The sequence below is a fragment of the Vagococcus hydrophili genome, from assembly GCF_011304195.1.
In the GTDB taxonomy this organism is placed as follows: Bacteria; Bacillota; Bacilli; order Lactobacillales; family Vagococcaceae; genus Vagococcus; species Vagococcus hydrophili.
Genome location: NZ_CP049887.1, coordinates 2,937,287 through 2,954,167, shown reverse-complemented (window position 1 = coordinate 2,954,167; position 16,881 = coordinate 2,937,287). Strand labels below are relative to the sequence as shown.

13 protein-coding genes are annotated in these 16,881 nt (G+C 35.3%); 12 read left to right on the top strand and 1 reads right to left on the bottom strand.

Going from position 1 to position 16,881, the window contains the following annotated elements:
• Positions 1-46 precede the first annotated feature (46 nt).
• The gene (locus G7082_RS14440) at positions 47-745 is read right to left on the bottom strand and encodes a DsbA family oxidoreductase (RefSeq protein ID WP_166035897.1); all 699 of its coding nucleotides are present in this window, start codon (positions 743-745) and stop codon (positions 47-49) included.
• Between the two features lie 131 nt (positions 746-876).
• Here G7082_RS14440 and G7082_RS14435 point away from each other — a divergent pair, with 131 nt between their 5' ends.
• From G7082_RS14435 to arcC, 12 genes are all read left to right on the top strand, one after another.
• Complete coding sequence (locus G7082_RS14435) at positions 877-2,031, top strand: hypothetical protein (protein ID WP_166035896.1); 1,155 nt, start codon at positions 877-879, stop codon at positions 2,029-2,031.
• Positions 2,032-2,292: 261 nt separating this feature from the next.
• Positions 2,293-3,744 (top strand): glutamate/gamma-aminobutyrate family transporter YjeM, encoded by a 1,452-nt coding sequence (yjeM, locus tag G7082_RS14430; protein WP_166036114.1) that lies wholly within the window; start codon positions 2,293-2,295, stop codon positions 3,742-3,744.
• A gap of 24 nt (positions 3,745-3,768) precedes the next feature.
• Positions 3,769-5,001, top strand: coding sequence for an aminopeptidase (locus G7082_RS14425; protein WP_166035895.1), 1,233 nt, complete (start codon positions 3,769-3,771; stop codon positions 4,999-5,001).
• Positions 5,002-5,315: 314 nt separating this feature from the next.
• Complete coding sequence (allW, locus tag G7082_RS14420) at positions 5,316-6,770, top strand: allantoin permease (RefSeq protein WP_166035894.1); 1,455 nt, start codon at positions 5,316-5,318, stop codon at positions 6,768-6,770.
• A 23-nt stretch (positions 6,771-6,793) separates the two neighbouring features.
• The gene (gene allB / locus G7082_RS14415) at positions 6,794-8,161 is read left to right on the top strand and encodes an allantoinase AllB (RefSeq protein ID WP_166035893.1); all 1,368 of its coding nucleotides are present in this window, start codon (positions 6,794-6,796) and stop codon (positions 8,159-8,161) included.
• A 174-nt stretch (positions 8,162-8,335) separates the two neighbouring features.
• Positions 8,336-9,562 (top strand): MFS transporter, encoded by a 1,227-nt coding sequence (locus tag G7082_RS14410; protein ID WP_202983116.1) that lies wholly within the window; start codon positions 8,336-8,338, stop codon positions 9,560-9,562.
• Between the two features lie 120 nt (positions 9,563-9,682).
• A complete protein-coding gene (allC, locus tag G7082_RS14405) occupies positions 9,683-10,915 on the top strand; it encodes an allantoate deiminase (RefSeq protein ID WP_202983115.1) in 1,233 nt (410 codons plus the stop codon).
• 22 nt (positions 10,916-10,937) lie between these two features.
• Positions 10,938-11,723, top strand: a complete 786-nt coding sequence (gene allE, locus G7082_RS14400) for a (S)-ureidoglycine aminohydrolase (protein ID WP_166035891.1) — start codon at positions 10,938-10,940, stop codon at positions 11,721-11,723.
• Between the two features lie 20 nt (positions 11,724-11,743).
• The gene (gene allD / locus G7082_RS14395) at positions 11,744-12,817 is read left to right on the top strand and encodes an ureidoglycolate dehydrogenase (RefSeq protein WP_166035890.1); all 1,074 of its coding nucleotides are present in this window, start codon (positions 11,744-11,746) and stop codon (positions 12,815-12,817) included.
• Positions 12,818-12,845: 28 nt separating this feature from the next.
• On the top strand, positions 12,846-14,579 hold the full coding sequence (gene fdrA, locus G7082_RS14390) for an acyl-CoA synthetase FdrA (protein ID WP_166035889.1): 1,734 nt from the start codon (positions 12,846-12,848) through the stop codon (positions 14,577-14,579).
• Positions 14,580-14,591: 12 nt separating this feature from the next.
• Entirely contained in the window at positions 14,592-15,848 is a 1,257-nt protein-coding gene (locus tag G7082_RS14385) for a YlbE family protein (RefSeq protein ID WP_166035888.1), read from the top strand.
• 102 nt (positions 15,849-15,950) lie between these two features.
• Positions 15,951-16,877, top strand: coding sequence for a carbamate kinase (gene arcC, locus G7082_RS14380; protein ID WP_166035887.1), 927 nt, complete (start codon positions 15,951-15,953; stop codon positions 16,875-16,877).
• The last annotated feature ends 4 nt before the right edge of the window (positions 16,878-16,881 follow it).

Below are 16,881 nucleotides of genomic sequence, written 5' to 3'. Positions count from 1 at the left end.
AATAACCAGAATTAAATCAAAACGATTTAATTCTGGTTTTCATGTGTTATTCGCAGACCCAGGTTCCATTTGCATCAAGGGAGCAAGTGCTACCATTTTCTACAAGTATCAAAGGTTCATGATCTTGTTCGGCAATTTTTTCAATCGTTTCTTGAATAACTTCAAGAGATTGGGCACCATTAATACCGTATTTTCCATTAATGACAAGAAAAGGAGCGCCGTGAATATTATAGTTTTGGGCTAATTTAAGGTCATTATTAATGGCTTCAATCGTTTTTTCAGAATTGAAAAGCTCTTCAAAGGTCGCTATATCAATTCCTTCTTTTTGGATAATTTCTTTAATAACCTCAGGATCTTCTATATTTTTATTTTCTACAAATAATTTTTCTTGAAGCTTATCAAAGACATTCCAGTAAGCCTCATCTCCAGCGATTTCTTTAGCCACAGCCGCAGCCAAAAGTCCTGGTTTAGATGTTGGAAATTGGAAAGGAGTATCTTTCATTCCTGATATATTAAAACGATGTAAGTCGTCGTTTTCGTTGGCATGTTCCCAGTGTTTCAGTATTTCAATTTTGGCATTGTCTCTTGTTCCAAATTGTTGAGCCAAATCCTTACTTTCCCATGCTAAAGCAAAGGAGCGGTGGATGATTTCAACGTTAGGATATCTTTCCTTAATCTGACGCATACGGTAAGACATGGGAAAACAAAAGCTACAAATGACATCATGAAAAAATTCAATTTTCATTTTATAACCACCTATCTTTTATTGAGTACATCATAACGAGATTCATAATGAAATACAAAAATTTTGCTTATGAAATATAACACAAAACAAGAGAACCGCGTATAAAAAAGGCCAGATAAGGACGTATTAGTATGGATAAAAAAAATAAAAAAGCAGAAATACCCCAAGTTAGTGAAGAATATGGCTTAGTTGACTTTAGGCCGTTAACAATGAAAGAACGATCAGAAATCTATTCAAAATTAACAAAGGTCCAACGAGCATTAATTGATGAACATCGAAAATATTTAATTAGGTCTGAGTTTATTAAAGACAGTTATTTGAGTGCTTCTGATTGGGAATTTGTTGATTTAAGAATTGATGAGCGCTACCCTGAGACGCATCAAAAAGAAAAGCAATTATATTGTCAGTGTGGTCGCAGATTAAAGTATCAATATATTGTTAAATCAAAGGAAACAGGCAAGAAGATGGGATTAGGCATTCAGCATTTTAAAGATCATTTAAATATCCCTCAGCAAGTTGCTAAAGAAATAGTGGATCGTTTAAGTAATGTAGATTTTGGCTTAGACGAATTGTTATGGTTAAAGAGAAAAGGAATCGAGTTTCCAAGAGAATTGTGGGAAAACTACGCCTTGTACCTTTATAAAAATCAGCAAGTAAAACAACCATTTGCGATTAACTATTCTTTAGCTCAACGAATTGGAGCTTTTAAAGAAGCTGATATGCCGATTTATTTTTCTGATTATCAGTTACTAATAAAAGAAATCAAAGAGTTACAAAAAGCGAGTATTGAAATGCCTCAGGAGACAATAAACGAATCAAATTTAAAAGAGTTTAAAAGAAACCTACTATCTAATATTCAACAAAAAAGCTTGTTTGATCGAGTTTCTATTTGGTCTCTTCAAATTCAAAAACAAATGGCTTCAGGCGTCAGTGAACCGAAGTTACCTACGACTTATTTTGAAGAGTTATATGAAATCTTAAGTCAATCAGGAAAAGATCGAGAAAAAAAATTGCTCGCATTTGGTAATAGAGGAATGGGCAAGTGGATTCAAAAAGAAGTCTATCTTCACTTATTAAAAACTGTCGAAGAATACGGATTATCAGAAAGTTTTCTAAATGGGATTCATCCATTTATGAGAGAAGGATTAAGCGATTATATTGTTGAAGATCAGAAAGATATAGAGCTCAAACAAGATTTAGAAGAAATAACGGAAATATTAGCCAAATATGATGTTGCAGAAAGAGAAAAGTTATTAGAACTTTTAATTAAAAACAAGATTGATTAAAATGTCAGTCTTGTTTTTTTATATCTATCGTAGTTTTAATAAATTAAAAGACAAAAGGAGAAGATTATGACAAAAAACGCTTACATTGTGAAAGGATGATTAAAGTTACGTAAGATGTTGGTTTAATATAGATTATTTCATTTTAATGTTAAATAATTAAATCGTGAAAGCGTGTTATATTTAGTGTGCTATATAACTAAATTAAAAGGAGCGGTACAAGTGGAGAAAAAACAGAAGTTAACACTAAAAGCACTTATTCTCATGATCTTTACATCAGTATTCGGTTTTACCAACATTATTAGAGCCTATTACTTAATGGGTTATGGCTCAATCATTTGGTACATTCTTGCAGCAGTAACATTCTTCTTACCATTTGCGTTTATGCTATCAGAATTTGGGGCAGCGTTCAAAGATAGTAAGGGTGGTATCTACTCTTGGATGGCTGAATCAGTCAATCCTAAGTATGCTTTTGTTGGAACATTCATGTGGTATGCTTCATATATCGTATGGATGGTAAACGTTGGTACAGGGATTTGGATTCCTTTATCAAACGGGATTTTTGGTGTTGATAAGACACAAACAATGAGCTTTTTTGGATTAAACGGTGTACAAAGTTTAGGACTTTTAGGAATTGCTTGGATTCTTTTAATCACCTTCGTTTCATCTAAAGGTTTAGACAAAATTAAAAAAGTAACATCAATCGGTGGGACAGCAGTTGCCTTAATTAATGTGGTCTTAATTTTAGGTGGTCTATTAATTTTAGGCCTTAACAAAGGTCAAATGGCTGAACCATTAACAGCGGCAGCCTTCACTCATTCACCAAATGCAGATTATACATCACTTATCTCGGTATTTAGTTTCTTAGTATTTGCTATTTTTGCTTACGGTGGTTTAGAAGTTGTGGGTGGCTTAGTGGATGAAACAGAAAATGCCGAAGTAACTTTCCCTAAAGGTGTAACTATTTCAGCAATTATTATCGCAGTTGGTTACGCTGTGGGTATCTTTATTATGGGGGCATTTACTAACTGGACATTTGCTTTCACTCAGTTTTCAAAAGCAGATATCACATTAGGTAACGTGGCGTATGTTGCCATGAACAACATGGGATATCAATTAGGGTTAGCCCTTAATTTATCAGATGCTACTGCTGTAACAATAGGAATGTGGGTTTCTCGTTATATGGGTCTTTCTATGTTCTTAGCTTTAACTGGTGCATTCTTTACCTTAATCTTCTCACCATTAAAACAATTGATTGAAGGAACACCAAAAGAAGTTTGGCCTAAATCTTTCAGCAAAAGAGAAAATGGTATGCCAATTGTTGCAATGTGGGTACAAGCAGCTATCGTTATTGGAATTATCTTTTTAGTTTCATTTGGTGGTGAAGGTGCAACTGAGTTCTTCAAAATTTTAGTAGCTATGACTAACGTATCAATGACCGTTCCTTATATGTTCTTAGCTTTAGCTTTCTTAGGATTTAAGAAAAAAGAAAATATTCATAAACCATTTGAGATATATAAATCAAAATCGTTCTACAAAATTGCTGTATTTAGTGTAACTTTCGTGGTTGGTTTTGCTAATGTCTTTACAATTATCAACCCAGCGATGAATGGAAACTTGAAAGAAACAATCTTCTCAATCATGGGTCCAATCTTCTTTGGTCTATTAGCATATTTCATGTATAGTAGATATGAAAAGAAAAATAATATCAAATAAAAATTATTAAAGGAGTCTTTAAAGATGGAAAATTTTAATCATTACTTAGACAAATATGCTGAATTAATTGTTAAAACCGGTGTGAATGTTAGTGGCAATCACAGCGTTATTTTAGAAATCTCAGTGACACAAGCACCACTTGCTCGTTTGATTACTAAAAAAGCTTATGCAATGGGCGCTAAAGAAGTAATAGTTCGATGGAATGATGATGAAATCTTAAAAGAAACAGTGGCTCATAAAGAAGCTGTTGCCTTAGAAACAGTTACTGACTATCAGTTAGCAGAAGTGCAAGACTGGGTAGACAAAAAAGCATCAAGAATCAGTGTTGTTTCAGCTAATCCAGATGCGCTTTCAGGTGTACCAAGTGAACGTGTTGGTTTGTATCAAAAATTTGACCGCAAATTATTGTTTAATTTAAGACAAGCAGGTCAATCAAATAAAATTAGCTGGACAGTGGTTGCTGCTGGTGGGGTTGAATGGGCGAAAAAAGTCTTCCCAGAATTAGCAACAGAAGAAGAACAAGTGGATGCTTTATGGGATGCAATCTTTAAAGCCACAAAAGTGTATGCTGATTCACCAGTTCAAGCTTGGCAAGAACATGAAGCCTTACTTAGAGAAAAAGCAGATATGTTAAATAAGGAGCAATTTACAAAACTTCACTACACTGCTCCGGGAACTGATTTAACCGTAGGATTGCCTAAAAATCATGTTTGGGACAGCGCTAGAAGTATTAACGCGTCAGGTGAAGAATTCATGGCAAATATGCCAACAGAAGAAGTCTTCACAGCTCCTGATTGCCGCGTGGCTGATGGTTATGTGACAAGTACAAAACCATTAAGTTATGGTGGAACAACGTTAATCGATATGGTATTCCATTTTGCAAACGGCGAAATTGTTAAAGCAACAGCTAAAGAAGGGGAAGACGTTCTAAATCATTTAATCAATATGGACCCAGGTTCTAAGCGATTAGGTGAAGTAGCACTTGTTCCGGATCCTTCACCAATTTCTCAATCAGGTATTACATTCTACAATACTTTATTTGATGAAAATGCTTCTAACCACTTAGCTATTGGTAATGGTTATGCCTTCAACATTAAAGATGGTGTTGAGATGGATGAAAAACAATTAGAAGAAATCGGCTTGAATAGAAGTCAAAACCATGTGGATTTCATGATTGGTTCTGACAAAATGAACGTTGATGGAATCAAAGAAGACGGCACAATCATTCCTATTTTTAGAAATGGTAACTGGGCTTAATAACTGAATAAATCTATTTTAAAGCGAAGAGATGAGAATCTCTTCGCTTTTTTGTGTTTCACAAAAAAATCTGGTTGTATTAAATAGACAAAATAGAAATTAAAATGACAAACGTTTGAAATGAAAGTTTATTAACTCTTATGTATATTAGAGTGTAGAGTTAATAAGAGAGTTGTTTAAAATGCACAAACAAAAACTGGAAATTGTAAAATTGAGACAATGTAACCGTTTTACACTTTGTGTAATATAAGGATATCAGCAGCTGATATAACATCTAAGGAGGGCAATATGGAAGCGAATCAGGGGATATTCCGATGTCGAACAAAGATATATCGGTAACGAGGGAACAAGTAGATTTGATCCGAGAGAGAGGATATAATGAAGATTTATTACCAAAAACTGAAGATAAAAGGAATATGAGTGCTAAGAATTACTTTACTTTATGGATGGGCTCTATTCATAATATCCCTAATTATACTGCAGTAGGAGGTTTTCTATTTTTAGGCCTTTCACCGATTAATATAATGATTGCTTTAATAATTAGTGGACTAGCCGTTTCAGCATTAATGGTTTTAAATGGTAAGGCCGGTTCTAAATATGGAATTCCTTTCTCAATGCACTTAAGATCAGTTTACGGAGATGTTGGTGCAAAATTACCTGGATTCCTAAGGGGTGGAGTGGCAGCAATTGCTTGGTTTGGGTTACAGAATTATACAGCATCATTAGCATTGCTCATTTTAATAGGAAAATTATGGCCTGGATTTTTAGTGCTTGGTGGTGACTTTAATTTTTTTGGTATTAGTTTACCTGGTTTAATTGCTTTCACTATTTTTTGGGCAATAAATCTCTTAATAGGATTAGGTGGCGGAGCAGCGTTAAATAAATTCACAGCAATTTTAAATCCTTTGATTTACGTTGTTTTTATAGGAATGACCATTTGGGCAATTAACGTGGGTGGAGGAATTGGAAATATTTTAAATTTTACACCAACGGGAAATCAAGTTCAAAACCATTCTCCAATTCTAGTTTATTTTATGATTATTAATTCTGTTCTAGCAGTTTGGGCAGGACCAGGTTCTAGTGTATCTGATTTTACTCAAAATGCAAAATCAACAAAAGATCAAAGAATTGGTCAAACAGCAAGCATGTTAGTGGGGTATGCAATTTTCGCTTTTTCAAGTATTTCAATTTTGATTGGTGGCTCTATTCATTATGGTGTACAAGAGTGGAATGTGTTAAATATTGTAGATAAATGGGATAATTTACCAGCAATGTTATTAGCGATTATTGTTTTATTAATGACAACGATTTCAACCAATGCAACAGGTAATATAGTACCAGCAGCCTATCAATTATCAGCTCTTTTTCCAAAGAAAATTAACTATCGTAAAGGTGTTATTATTGCGGCAGTAATAAGTTATATTATTATGCCTTGGAAGTTAATGGAAAATTCGGATAGTATTTTTGCTTTCTTAAATATGATCGGGGCAGTATTAGGACCTGTGGCAGGTGTTATGTTAGCTCAATATTTCTTTATCCTTAAAGAGGAAATAGATTTAAATGAACTTTATATGGATCCAATCAAAGATAATAAAGACAATCAATACAAAGGAATTAATAAAGAAGCGTACATAGCAACTATCATTGCATTAATTGTTTCAATGTTAGGACAATTTATACCGAGTTTAAGTATTATTTCTAGCCTGTCATTTATTGTTGGGGCTGGCTTATCATTTATCATATATTTAGGATTAAAAAAATTAAAATAAATTCAATTTAGGAGGAAATTAGTATGAGTTTTGATTTATTGATAAAAAATGGTTTAGTTATTCTTAATGAGGGTGAAGTTACTACTGAAGTCGCGGTAACAGATGGTAAAATTGTAGCAATTGGAGAAAATTTAGGTGAATCTAAAGAAGTGATAGATGCGAAAGGGTTAATCGTTAGTCCAGGTATGGTAGATGCTCATGTTCATATTACTGATCCAGGAGGTGGATTCCGTGATTTCTGGGAAGGTTATGTGACAGGAACGAGATCTTGTGCTAAAGGTGGTGTAACTTCGTTTATGGAGATGCCGTTAAATCAGGTACCAGCAACAGTGAATAAAGAATCACTAGAAATTAAGTTCGCTGCGGGCGAAGGTAAGTTAATGTCAGATGTGGGATCATTTGGTGGTTTGGTGCCATATAATTTAGATGGTGGGATTCAAGAATTAAATGACGGAGGTGTTGCAGCGTATAAGGCCTTTATGGCAACTTGTGGGGATCGGACGATTGAAGGCGACTTTATGAATGTGGATGATTATTCACTTTATGAAGGAATGAAACAAATTGCTAAAACGGGTAAAGTTCTCGCGATTCACGCTGAAAATGCAGGAATCACAGATAAACTAGGTGAAATAGCCTATCAAAATGGTGAAACAACGTTAAAAGCATATGTTGAAACAAGACCAGTTTTTACAGAAGTCGAACCAATACGCCGAGCTATTCTGTTAGCTAAAGAAACGGGTTGTCGCATTCATATTTGTCATGTGGCTTGTCCAGAAGGTGTGGATGAAGTGACAAAAGCTCGTCAAGAAGGTGTGGATGTTACGTGTGAGACATGTACACATTACCTATATTTTGAAACTAACGAGTTAGATAGTATTGGACCGATTGTTAAATGTTCACCACCAATTAGAGATAAAGCAGTTCAAAATGGTTTGTGGGAAAAAGTAATGACAGGTGAAATTTCATTTGTGACATCTGACCATTCTCCTTGTACACCAGATTTAAAGGATAAAGAAAATGCTTTTGAAGCTTGGGGAGGCATTCCAGGGGTTCAAAATAATGTGGATGTATTATTTGATGAAGGTGTCCAAAAACGTGGTATGTCATTAAAAAAATTCGCTGAGATGATTGCAACGAATCCAGCTGAAAGATTTGGCTTAAACTCAAAAGGAAGTATCTCTATTGGAAAAGATGCAGATTTTGTATTCATTTCGCCTAATGACTCTTATGTGTTAAAAGCAGAGGATCTAGAATATTTAAATAAAATTAGTCCTTATATTGGTCGTGAAATTGGAGCGCAAGTTGTTAAGACTGTTTTAAGAGGTCAAACAATCTATTCTAAAGAAACAGGTGTTTCTGAAGATGCCGTTGGTGTGTTCATAAAAAAATAATAACTAAGAAGAGAAGCTGAACGTGTCGCCAGCTTCTTTTTATTCATTTAATATGAATTTTCGTTCATTTTGACCAAAGAAGCTATCAACTTTGCAAAAATCAGCTAATGAAAATGAGGAAAAAACACACTATAATTAATAAGATAAGCAATGATAGTAATGAGGAGAGATAATGTGAATGAGAAACTAAAGAATAATTATTGGAAACAAATAGTCATCGTTTTAACTTTTGGATGGATTGTTGTTTGGTTAAATCGAACGGCGTTAACACCTATTTATCCACAATTAAGTGACTTTTTTGGTGGAGTAGGTGATGCAAAAATAGGAGCTATTTCAAGTTTTTACTTCTTGGGCTATGTATTAATGCAAATTCCTTCGGGGATTTTAGTTGATAAGTATGGAAAGAAAACAGTATTAATTCCTGGCTTTTTATTGTTTGCAGTTGGGACATTAATTTTAGCATCTTCTAAAAGTTTGGAAATGATGTATGTAGGAAATGTTTTAGCAGGAATAGGTAGCGGTACTTTTTATGGTGTTGCTTTTTCTTTAACTAATGAATATGTACCTCTTAAATATCGAAGTGTTGCAACAGCTGTTGTAAATTGTGGAACAGCAATAGGTAGTGGTATTGGTATGATAGCCTCCAGTTATTTTGTATCTCAATTGGGACTTCCTTGGCAATATGTAGAGTGGACGTCATTTGTTACAATTTTATTGATGACAGTTGTATTTTTTGTTTTTATTAAAAAAGAGCAACCTAAAAAACAAGAGGATACTGTAATTAGTGGAGATATAGAAAAGAAAGTAACACTGAAAAGGTTATTTATACCCAAAATGATAGGAGCTTATTCAATCTATTTTGCTACTTGTTATGCTTATTATTTAGTGAATACATGGTTACCTAATTTTTTGGAAACAGAAAGAGGTTTTGAAGGAGCGACGATTGGTTTGGCTTCCTCATTGATTTTTGTTACTTCAGTACCAGGTGCCTTAATATTTAGTCGAATAGCAGATAAACATGTTAATAAAAAGGTTGAAATTGCTGTATTTCTTGAAATTGTAGCGACAGCATCCTTGTATTTAGCTGTTATGTCTACTAATAAAAATATGTTGATGCTAGGCTTAGTATTATATGGTTTTTTTGGGAAAGTAGTGGTAGAGCCGATTATTATTTCTTGGTTAGGAGAGCAAATACCAAGAAAAGGTTTAGCAACAACACTGGGAGTATTTAATTTTTTAGGCATGAGCTCTTCAGTGATTGCACCCTCTTTGACAGGTGTAATTTCAGATGCAACTGGTTCTAAAATTAATGCCTTCTATATAGCGATTGTCATTCTAATTATTGGAACAACGATCTTTTTTGTAACGAATAAATCAAAAGAAAAAACTGTAATTAGTTAATATTTATCTGAGTTGGTTGAAGTGCACAAAATGGAAGTACAATTTGTGAAGATGACCAATGAAAGAATGTTAGTAAAGGCTTACAATTTTAATATATAAACGATTAAGGATGTGTTCGTGTTGACAGATTTGTACAAAGAGATAGAAAAACATGTGAATTGGTTATCTTCTATCGGACTGGATCCAAAAGGTGGAACAACAAGATTGTTGTATGATTTAGCTTGGATTGAAGCTCAAAACAGCTTGAAAAATAAATTTGAGGAAACAGGATTATCCGCTTCATTTGATAGTGTAGGGAATTTATTTGGTAAATTAGAAGGATCTAAATACCCTAAAGAAACTATTATGACAGGATCTCATGTTGACACTGTTGTAAATGGTGGGGCGTTAGATGGTCAATTTGGTATAATAGCCTCTTATTTAGCTATTAAAATGTTAAAAGAGCAGTATGGTCAACCACTTAGAAACTTAGAAGTAGTTGCTATGGCAGAAGAAGAAGGCAGTCGATTCCCTTACGCATTTTGGGGTAGTAAAAACATATTCGGTTTAGCAGATAAAAATGATGTTCTTTATGCAGAAGACACAAAAGGAATTTTATTTAAAGATGCGATGAATCAAGCTGGGTTTAATTTTAGAGATGAAAATGAAAAAATTAGAGAAGATATCAAAGCGTTTGTTGAAATTCATATTGAACAAGGTAATGTCCTTGAAAAAACTGGAAAACAGGTCGCTGTGGTTAATAGTATTGTTGGACAAAAAAGGTATGATATCACGCTGAAAGGTCAAGCAAATCATGCAGGGACAACACCAATGGGCTTCAGACATGATACGGTTTATGGAATGAGTAAAATGATTTCTGAAAGTATTGATCAAGCGAAAGAACTGGGCGATCCCTTAGTTTTAACGTTTGGACATATTGATGTGAAACCCAATACAGTAAACGTTGTGCCGGGAGAAACGTTCTTTACCATGGATTGTCGTCATACAGATGGCCAGGTACTTGGTGATTTTACAAAGGAAATGGAAAGTTTATTTAGAAAAATAGCAAAGGATTTAGAACTGGAAATAGATATTGATAATTGGATGGATGAAAAGCCAGTACCAATGTCTGAAAAAATAGTAAAAATATTAGAAGAAGCTTGTCAGGAAAAAAGCTTGAATTATACAACGATGCACAGTGGTGCTGGTCACGACTCGCAAATATTTGCACCACAAGTACCAACAGCGATGTTATTTGTACCAAGTGTTGGGGGTATTAGTCATAATCCAGCAGAAGCAACAAAAACAGAAGATTTAGTTGAAGGGATTAAAGCGTTAATAGCTTCACTATATAAATTGGCTTACGAAGAATAGAAAATAGAAAGAGGTATTAGTAATGGGTTATCGTACAAATGAATTAGGTTATCCAAATGATTTATTAGCATCAAGATCAATCGTGGAAAGAGGCAATTTTGCCTTGATTCCACCACAAGGATTGGTTAAAAATGTGTTACCAAATTTCGAAAACTGTGAAATGACTATTTTAGCGACACCAAAGTTAGGAGCGGCTTTTGTTGATTATTTATGCCGTGTCTTACCAGGTGGTGGCAATAAAAAAGGTTTTGGCGGCAACGGAATTGAAACGTTTATCTATTGTTTAGAAGGTGAATTAACTGTCACAATCGGTGCAGAAACCTATGAATTAACAACAGGTGGTTATGCGTATTGCCCACCAACAGAAAGCTTAAAATTTGAAAATAAATCAAATGAGAAAACAGAAACGTTCCTTTATAAAAAACGTTACCAAGAAGCAGAAGGTTATGCCCCTTATCCAGTAACAGGGAATACAAATGAAATGGATTACCAGGACTATGAAGGCATGACAGATGTTGGTTTGAAGGATTTATTACCAACTGACTTAAACTTTGATATGAACTTCCATATTTTAAAGTTTGAAACTGGCGCTTCTCATGGCTATATTGAAACGCACTATCAAGAACATGGTGCTTTAATGCTAGAAGGTGAAGGTCTTTATAACCTAGATAATCACTGGCTTCCAGTTCGTGAGGGGGATTATGTCTTTATGGGAGCTTACAATCTACAAGCTGGTTATTCAGTTGGACGTAAGGGAGCCTTAACTTACCTTTATTCTAAAGATTGTAATCGTGATGTGGAACTATAAAGAATAGAAGGAGTCAGTCAATGAGTGAAGAATTAGTTTATTTAAATAAAGAAGAACTACAAAGTTTAATGCAAACGAAACTTGAAAAAGCAGGCTTAAAAGAATCACACGCTAAAGAAGTGGCGAATCATTTAACTTATGCTGATTTAAGAGGGGTGCATTCTCACGGAACAGTTCGTGTGGAGTACTATGCTGAGCGAATCGCAAAAGGTGGAACAACCATTGATCCAGCATTCAGATTTGAGAAAACGGGACCAAGTACGGGAGTATTTCATGCTGATAATGCCATCGGTCACGTTGCTGCTAAAGAAGCTTTAGGTTACGGCATTGAGATGGCAAAAGAAACTGGAGTTGCGATCGTTGGTGTTTCTAAAATGGGACATAGCGGGATGTTATCTTACTACGTTGATTTAGCCGCTCAAAATGATCTTGTGGCATTAGCTGTTTGTCAGTCGGATCCAATGGCAGTGCCTTTTGGTGGAACTAAGCCTTATTTTGGGACTAATCCGATTGCTTTTAGTGCACCGACCAACGATGCGCGACCAATTATTTTTGATATGGCAACAACGGTTCAAGCATGGGGAAAAATTTTAGATGCTCGCAGTAAAAACATGCCAATTCCTAATACTTGGGCGGTCGATGAAAACGGAGAAGCCACAACAGATGCCAATAAGGTAAATGGCTTATTACCAATTTCTGGTCCTAAAGGATATGGACTTATGATGATGGTTGATATTTTATCAGGATCATTATTAGGATTGCCATTTGGACAACACGTCTCATCAATGTATTCGGATTTATCTAAGGGTCGTGATTTGGGGCAATTATTTATCTTGATTAATCCAAGTTATTTCACAGAATTAGATCAATTCAAACAAAATTTATCTCAAATGATTCAAGAATTACATGATAATAAAGCCGCACCAGGATTTGATCAAGTTTACTATCCAGGGGAGCTTTCAGAAATTCGCCAGCAAGAACACGAAACCAGTGGTGTTCCTGTTGCCAAAAGTATTTATGATTACTTAGTCAGTGATGCGGTTCATTTTGACCGTTACGATCATTCTGATGCTTTTGCAGAAACTGAGAAATAATTTTTGAAAGAAAAAAGGGGAGAACAATATGCTTCAAACAATAATAATGAAAAATAGTTATCAAGACTCTGTTGTTTTGATGCTTTTAACAAGTAAATTAAATCAATTAGCAGAAGTTGAAAGAGTGTCAATCATGATGGGAACACCTTCAAATATTGATATCTTTAGAGCAAGTGGCTTTGACACACCAGAATTAGATGAAGCAACAAGTAACGACATGATTGTGATGCTTGAAGTAGCATCAGAAGACGACAAAGAAAACGTCTTAAACATGATTGAAACAGAGTTGAGTAGTACAAATGACGGCGGTGGTGCTGTTGAAGAGAAAATCAATTCATGGGAAAAAGCTTTGAAAAAAGCACCAGACGCCAATGTTGCTTTAATCTCAATTCCAGGTGAATATGCTGCTTTAGAAATTGAAAAAGCAATTGATAATGGTTTACACGCTTTTGTTTTTAGTGACAATGTGCCGATTAAAGAAGAAGCCAGGTTAAAAGCGAAAGCTCATGAAAAAGGCTTAATAGTAATGGGACCAGATTGTGGAACAGGCGTGATTCATAGCTTGCCACTTGCGTTTACTAACAACAATCGTAAAGGAAAAATCGGCATTATCGGTGCTTCTGGAACTGGTATTCAAGAAGTAACAACTTTAATTCACCGTTATGGACAAGGTGTGACGAATGCTATTGGAACAGGTGGACGAGATTTATCAACGGCTGTTGGAGCTGTTTCAATGATTGATAGTATTGTGGCTCTTAACAACGATCCAGATACAGAAGTCATTGTGGTTATTTCAAAACCACCAGCAAAAGAAATCGAAGCACGTGTTTTAGATGTGTTAAGAAAAGTTGAGAAACCAGTTGTTACATTATTCCTAGGTTCAAAACCTGTGGCTCATGAAGAAGGGTTATACCATGCGTATACCTTAGAAGAAGCCGCTCAACTTGGAACAAAATTAATGAACAAAGAAGAAGTTGTTTACGCTCCTCTTCCTGCTAAAGAAGTTTCATTGAGTGAGTCTGAAGGAATCAAAGGTTATTATTCAGGTGGTACGTTAGCTTATGAAGCGGCCTTTTTATTAAGTGATGCCCTTAAGTTATCAAAAGAGAACACATCAGAAGGTTACACGTTAAAATCAGACCTTCATGAAGTGATTGATTTAGGGGATGATATGTATACCAAAGGGAAACCACATCCAATGATTGATCCTGAAATCCGTATTGAGAAAATCAAATCCGTTGTAAACCAACCTGAAACTGCCGTTGTAGTATTTGATGTGGTTCTTGGTTATGGTGCTCATGAAGATATGGCAAGTGCCTTGAAACCAGCGATTGTTGAAGCAAAAGCAGCGAGTGATGTTACTTTTGTGTCCGTTGTTGTTGGAACAGATGAAGACCGTCAAAACATGGACAATCAAATTGCTATTTTAGAAGAGATTGGTGTCATTGTTTGTGAGAATAACGTTCAAGCCTTACAAACTGCTCTTCGTGTCGTAGGTAGTGAATTAATCTTTGAACCAAAAGAAGTGAAAGCAAAAGAAGCGAGTACATTAAAAGAATTACCAGAAGTCTCTGAAAGTTTAGCTAAGTTAATTTCAGAAACACCAAAAATTATCAACATTGGCTTACAAAGTTTTACAGAATCAATTGTCGATAATAAAGGGGAAGTGGTTCATTTTGAATGGCGACCATCTGCTGGTGGTAACGTAGAATTACAAAAAGTCTTGTATTTCTTAAATCAATTTGAATTTAACGCTAAATAGGAGGAAACGTAAATGAATTTTAAAACAATAGAAGAAGCCAATCAAGCAGTCATTGATAAAGTGGTTCAATCAGCACCTTTCTTATTAGATGTTGTCCCTGCTAAATCAGTGATTCCAGATTTAAATAAAAAAATGTTACTTCATGCAGGTCCTCCAATTAAATGGGAAGACATGACTGATCCAATGCAAGGTTCTTGTGTGGGAGCTGTTCTTTTTGAAGAATGGGCTGATAATGAAGAGGATGCTCGCAAGATGTTAGCCTCAGGTGAAGTCGAATTTTCTCCTTGTCACCACCACAATGCAGTGGGACCAATGGGCGGAATTACTTCTGCTAACATGCCAGTTTTTGTGGTAGAAAACAAATCAGAAGGAAATACAGCTTACTGTACAATGAATGAAGGAATTGGAGCAGTTCTACGTTTTGGGGCTTACTCTGAAGAAGTTGTCACTCGCTTACGATGGATGAGAGACACATTAGGACCAGTTTTAAGCAAAGCTCTTTTAACCATGGAAGACGGCGTGAATATCAATGTGTTAGTAGCTAAAGCGATTGCGATGGGAGATGAGTTTCACCAACGTAATATTGCAGCGTCTCTTGCTTTCTACAAAGAATTAGGACCGATTATCACCACTTTAGATATTACTGAAAAAGAAAAACAAGAAGTCTCTCAATTCTTAGCAGACACAGATCAATTTTTCTTGAATGTCATGATGGCAGCTAGTAAAGCCGTTATGGATGGCGCTAGAACGGTGACTGAAGGAACGATCGTTACAGCAATGTGTCGTAACGGAAAAGACTTTGGTATCCGTATTAGTGGCATGGGCGATGAGTGGTTCACAGGACCAGTTAACACTCCTCAAGGTCTTTATTTTGCCGGTTACAGTGGGGAAGACGCTAATAAAGATATTGGGGACTCTGCGATTACAGAAACATTTGGTGTTGGTGGTATGGCGATGATTGCTGCACCTGCTGTAACACGTTTTGTTGGTTCAGGTGGTTTCTATGACGCTCTTAATACATCAAACGAAATGTCTGAAATTTGTATGAGTCAAAATCCAAACTTCCCTGTACCTACTTGGGACTTTAGAGGGATTTGTTTAGGTATTGACGCAAGACTTGTGGTTGAAAAAGGCATTACACCAGTTATCAATACAGGGATTGCTCATAAAAAAGCGGGAATCGGACAAATTGGTGCAGGAACTGTTAATCCACCTGTGTCATGTTTTGAAAAAGCGATTCAAGCTTATGCTAAAAAATTAGGTATGTAATTAATTGCTTATCTTAAAAACATATGAAGAGTGTGGCAAAAATCAGCCACGCTCTTTAAATTACGAAAAAAATGAAAAATTTAGGAAAAGAGGAAGATATTAATGAAAAAACGTGTCGTTTTAGCTTTAGGTGGCAATGCTATTTTACAACCAGGACAAGCAGGAACTTATGAAAATCAAAAAGCTAATATTGAAACAAGTGCAGATAGCATTTCAAAAATAATTAAAGCAGGTCATGAATTAGTGATTGTTCACGGAAACGGACCACAAGTGGGGCAGATTTTACGTCAAAATGAATTAGCAAAAGAAGAAGTTCCTGTTCAACCGTTACCAATTTGTAGCTCAGAATCACAAGGGTTTATCGGGTACATGTTACAAGAATCATTAAAAAACCGTTTGCCAGAAAAAAACGTGGCAACTGTTTTAACCATGACAGAGGTGGATTTAAAAGACGAAGCCTTTAATCATCCAACAAAACCAATCGGCTCTTTTTATACAGAAGAAGAAAGCCAAAAATTAGCTGAGGAAAAAGGTTGGGTAATGGGTGAAGATGCAGGTCGAGGTTACCGACGTTTAGTTGCTTCCCCTGAGCCTAAACAAATTGTTGAAGTAGATGTTATCAAGACAATGTTAGAAAATGAAATCGTTGTAGTCTCAACTGGTGGTGGTGGTATTCCAGTTGCTAAGAATGCAGAAGGTAAACTAGAAGGCGTGGCTGCTGTCATCGATAAAGATTCTTCAGCTTTAAGATTATCAAAAGATGTGGCTTCAGATGTATTAATGATTTTAACGGATGTACCTAATGTTTATATTAATTACGGTCAAGAAAATCAAGAAAAATTAGAAAGCATTAGTATTGAAAAAGCGGAACAATATTACAATGAAGGTCATTTTTCAGATGGTAGTATGGGACCCAAGATGGCAGCTTGTATTGAGTTTGCTAAGTTAGGTAAGACAGCAATTATTTGTGCCTTATCAGATGCAGTAGAGGCTTTAGAAGGAACTGCTGGAACGAGAATTGTAGGATAAATAT

Bases quoted from the DNA above. Each gene is read 5' to 3' on its own strand.
- G7082_RS14440 (WP_166035897.1), bottom strand. From the start codon at position 745: ATGAAAATTGAATTTTTTCATGATGTCATTTGTAGCTTTTGTTTTCCC.
- G7082_RS14435 (WP_166035896.1), top strand. From the start codon at position 877: ATGGATAAAAAAAATAAAAAAGCAGAAATACCCCAAGTTAGTGAAGAA.
- yjeM (WP_166036114.1), top strand. From the start codon at position 2,293: ATGATCTTTACATCAGTATTCGGTTTTACCAACATTATTAGAGCCTAT.
- G7082_RS14425 (WP_166035895.1), top strand. From the start codon at position 3,769: ATGGAAAATTTTAATCATTACTTAGACAAATATGCTGAATTAATTGTT.
- allW (WP_166035894.1), top strand. From the start codon at position 5,316: ATGTCGAACAAAGATATATCGGTAACGAGGGAACAAGTAGATTTGATC.
- allB (WP_166035893.1), top strand. From the start codon at position 6,794: ATGAGTTTTGATTTATTGATAAAAAATGGTTTAGTTATTCTTAATGAG.
- allE (WP_166035891.1), top strand. From the start codon at position 10,938: ATGGGTTATCGTACAAATGAATTAGGTTATCCAAATGATTTATTAGCA.
- allD (WP_166035890.1), top strand. From the start codon at position 11,744: ATGAGTGAAGAATTAGTTTATTTAAATAAAGAAGAACTACAAAGTTTA.
- fdrA (WP_166035889.1), top strand. From the start codon at position 12,846: ATGCTTCAAACAATAATAATGAAAAATAGTTATCAAGACTCTGTTGTT.
- G7082_RS14385 (WP_166035888.1), top strand. From the start codon at position 14,592: ATGAATTTTAAAACAATAGAAGAAGCCAATCAAGCAGTCATTGATAAA.
- arcC (WP_166035887.1), top strand. From the start codon at position 15,951: ATGAAAAAACGTGTCGTTTTAGCTTTAGGTGGCAATGCTATTTTACAA.